Raw genomic sequence first — 4,177 nt, forward strand, 5'->3', positions numbered from 1 at the left:
TCCCTGACCATCTTCGAGGAGCTCGGCAACCGGCCCGGCATGGCCGGCAGCTACCACCAGCTCGGCACCGTCGCGCTGTTGCGGGGCCGGTTGGATGAGGCCGACGCCTGGTACCGCAAATCCCTGACCATCTTCGAGGAGCTCGGCAACCGGCCCGGCATGGCCACCAGCTACGGTCAACTCGGCCTGCTCGCCGAAGCCCGGCATCAGCTCGGCCAGGCCTTGGAGTGGACGATCCGCTGTGTGGCGCTGTTTGAGGAGGTTCCCCATCCCGCCACCGGCCCGGGACCCCATCACCTCAAACGCCTGACCACCGAACTCGGCCTGCCCGCCCTCGAAACCGGCTGGGAGAAGATCACCGGCCGGCCGCTTCCCTCCGCCGTGCGGGACTATGTCCTCGCTCCCAGCACATGACCGAACTCAGGAGCCCAACCATGACCGACCCTGCCGCCGAAGGCGCGCGAGCCGCCGCCCACCGCCTCACCACCCAGCACGGGCCTGGCCTCGTCACCGACGTCGAAGCCGCCCTCCACGCTCGCGACGCCAGCCGCCGGCCCGATCAGTACCTCGATCCCATCTCCCTGAGCTCGCTCATCGTCAGCGCGGCCGCCCTCGCCTGGACCGTCTACAACGACCTGAAAAAGAAGACCAGCACCCCGGCCGCCGACGTCATCACCCGGACCGTCCGTACCGAGCTGCGGCGTACCCGCACGATGAACGCTCACGATGACGAGGTCATCGCCATCACCGTCCAGGAAACACTCACCATCCTCAGCGCCCAGCCCGAGACCCCGCACCCCCCGCAGCAGACCGGGCTGCCACCCTCGACGACCTGAAGATCACCACGACACGCCGCGGAATTCGGAAACCGGGGTGTGGCCTACGTCCGGTTCGGCAAGGCCATGAAGGGCTCACCGCCCAAGCCGCGCAGTGTGCTGACGGTCTTCCCGTGGTCGGTGGACGATTTGTGTGCATCTGATGCCGGTTCGCATGTACGGCCGCGACGATGACCACGTGGACACCAGGAGGAACCAGCCGATCGCGGCGCCGACGGTAGGCCATCGATGATGTCGGGCATCAGGCGCCGCACGTGGGTCTTCCGGATCTTGGCGGGCGCCGGCACGGTGGGGTTCATCACGGCCGTGGTGATCGTGTGGGTCACCTCCGAGGGGAGCGTCGATCCGGCCGGTGCCGCCATCGGGCTGGCCTCGCTGCTGCTGGCGGCGCTGGCGCTGCGGCAGTCCCGCACCAGCGGCCCGCCATCCCGCCCGGCCGTCCGCCCCGCCGATGAACAGCAGCGCGAACGCACAAGCTCGCCTGACCAGCTGGACCTGCCGCAGGATGAGGACCCCGCCCATGAGGCGCCGGTGGGACGACCGCCACTGGCCGCAGCTGGCCCCGACCTTCTCCAACCCGGGCCGGCGACGCCGAACCGACGGGCGTTGCCCGACGCCGCCACGACCGCCGCGCCGGATGGGCTGGGCAGGCTGCCGCGCCCGCCGGCGGCGGTGTTCCTGGGCCGCGGCCAGGTTCTGACCCGGTTGCACCGGACGCTGACCAGGACGCAGAAGACGGGATCGGTGGTGATCACGCAAGCGGCCGTCTACGGGCTAGGCGGTATCGGGAAGAGCGAGCTGGCGTTGCAGTACGCCGCCCGCCACCGCGACAAGTACACGCTGGTGTGGTGGTCCGAGGCCGACAACCCCACCCAGATTCAGGCGTCGCTGGCGGAGCTGGCGCGAACCGTGTGCGTGGGGGCTGATTCGGTGGCGGCGGCGCAGGCGAGTGTGGAGGAGGCCGCGGCCTGGGCGCTGGTGTGGCTGGCCGCCCAACCGGGCTGGCTGCTGATCTTCGACAACGTCGAGGATGCCGAGGATCTGCACCCGTATTTGGGGCGGCTGAGCGGCGGGCGGGTGCTGATCACCAGCCGCCGCGATACCGGCTGGCAGGACATGGGCTGCACCCCCATCAGCCTGGAGGTGCTGGAGCCCGAGGCGGCCCGGCAGCTGCTGGCCAAGCTGATCGGCATCCGGCCCACCACCGAAGACGACGAAGAACCGGCGGCGCGGGAGCTGGCGCGCCTCGCCGAGGAGCTGGGGTTCTTGCCGCTGGCGTTGCGGCAGGCGGGCGCGTTCATCGCCCGCACCCCCGGAGTAACCGTCACCGACTACCGCCGGCTGCTGCACCAGGCTCCCGATGGGGAGGAGGTACTGGCCCGGGTGTGGGCGATCACCCGTCAGCGGATCGCCGAACGCGACGCGCTGGCGCCGCGGCTGCTGGCGCTGCTGGCCTGCTATGCCCCTGACCAGTTGCCCGTTGGTGTGCTGCACCACCTGCCCGAGGTCGAGCCTGTGCGGGTCGGTAAGGCGCTGGCGTTGCTGGCCTCCTACAGCATGATCACCATCAGCAACGATCGGGACGCGGTCAGCGTGCATCGCCTGGTCCAGGCCGTCACCCTGGCCGACCTGCCCGACCAGCAGCGCCGAACCGTTAGGGAGGAGGCGGCCAGCGTGCTGGCGGCCGCGCTGCCCGAGAACCCGACCGTGATCGGCACCTGGGCTCGCTACGGACGGCTGCTCCCCCACGCACGCACGGCTCTGGCGCCCGAATCGGACGCGATGAACCAGGTGATCGACTACCTGAAGGCCAGCGGCGCCTACGCCACCGCCATGACCGTGCAACACCACCGCTACCGAGCCCTGCTTGATCGCGATGGCCCGCACCACCTCCGCACCCTGATCGCCCAGGCTGAGCTGGCCTATTACACCGCCATGGTGGGCGATGTGGTGGGGGCGCGTGATCAGTTCGCGGCGCTGGTGCCGATCCGCGAGCGGGTCTCGGGTGCCGAGCATCCGGACACGCTGGCCGTTCGGGCCAACCTGGCGCGCTGGTCGGGGGAGGCGGGGGATGCGGCCGGGGCGCGCGATCAACTCGCCGAGCTGGTGCCGATCCGTGAGCGGGTCTCGGGTGCTGAGCATCCGGACACGCTGGCCGTCCGGGCCCACCTGGCCTACTGGTGGGGGGCAGCGGGGGATGCGGTGGGGGCGCGCGATCAGTCCGCAGCGCTGCTGCCGATCCGCGAGCGGGTCTCGGGCGCCGAGCATCCGGACACGCTGACCGACCGGGCCAACCTGGCCTACTGGTCGGGGCGGGCCGGGGATGTGGTGGGGGCGCGTGATCAGTCCGCAGCGCTGCTGTCGATCCGCGAGCGGGTCTTGGGCGCCGAGCATCCGGACACGCTGGCCGACCGGGCCAACCTGGCGCGCTGGTCGGGGGAGGCGGGGGATGTGGTGGGGGCGCGTGATCAATTCGCGGCGCTGCTGCCGATCCGCGAGCGGGTCTCGGGCGCCGAGCATCCGGACACGCTGGCCGACCGGGCCAACCTGGCGCGCTGGTCGGGGGAGGCGGGGGATGCGGCCGGGGCGCGCGATCAACTCACCGAGCTGGTGCCGATCCGTGAGCGGGTCTCGGGTGCTGAGCATCCGGACACGCTGACCGCCCGAGCCCACCTCGCCTACTGGACGCGGCGCTGCGAGGACGGAAATGCGGGTTCCTCCAACGAGAATCAGTAGGTTCACATTCGGACTTCGAGGCGATTATCGGGCCAATGTAATCCCAGTTACACGGGGATGATCATCCAGGCTCGTCGGCGACCAGGCCCCACCCGCCCCACATTGCACCATCCGAGCGGCGGATACGACACAGGCGAATACGTCACGTTGCCAGTCTTTCTACCCGAGCGAAGCTTGACCGTCGCGCCTCGTGCACGTGCACCGCGTGCAAGAGCTCCCTTCCCTACGCGTGCAGGCGCGCGCGAGACCGGGCACATGCACGACAGAGAGCGAGCGCGGTCCTCTGTCGCCAGGGACCCCTCCGTCGATCGACAACCGCAACACCGCCCGGGCGTACGCGATCGCGCTGCGCGCCCTGGCCGCCGAACTCGGCGCCGGCGCCCCGCTGACCGCACTCGAAGGCGAGGCCGGCGCCGACCGGCTCGCCGAATGGTTCACCAGCCGCTGGGGTGGCGCGGCTGCGGCCACCTTCAACGCCCGCCTGGATGCGCTCGGCTCCGCCGGCGGCTGGTGGCGCGACCAGGACTGGCTGACCGGCGACCCGCTGCGCCGCATCCGCCGCCGCGCCCGCACCCCCGACCGCACCAAGGCCCTCGACCGCGACC

Annotated in this window: 3 protein-coding genes and 1 pseudogene; all 4 read left to right on the top strand. The window is 71.0% G+C overall.

Annotation, left to right across the window (positions count from 1 at the left end):
- Window positions 1-414: tetratricopeptide repeat protein (locus AB0I15_RS65630; protein WP_358120607.1), on the top strand; the 414-nt coding region annotated here is incomplete at its 5' end.
- Between the two features lie 20 nt (window positions 415-434).
- Window positions 435-836, top strand: a complete 402-nt coding sequence (locus AB0I15_RS65635) for a hypothetical protein (RefSeq protein WP_358120610.1) — start codon at window positions 435-437, stop codon at window positions 834-836.
- A 228-nt stretch (window positions 837-1,064) separates the two neighbouring features.
- A complete protein-coding gene (locus AB0I15_RS65640; protein WP_358120613.1) occupies window positions 1,065-3,572 on the top strand; it encodes a tetratricopeptide repeat protein in 2,508 nt (835 codons plus the stop codon).
- 229 nt (window positions 3,573-3,801) lie between these two features.
- Window positions 3,802-4,177: pseudogene (locus AB0I15_RS65645) on the top strand (hypothetical protein); the annotation flags it as partial.

Origin of the sequence: Nonomuraea sp. NPDC050643, from assembly GCF_040654715.1 — a bacterium.
In the GTDB taxonomy this organism is placed as follows: domain Bacteria; phylum Actinomycetota; class Actinomycetes; order Streptosporangiales; family Streptosporangiaceae; genus Nonomuraea.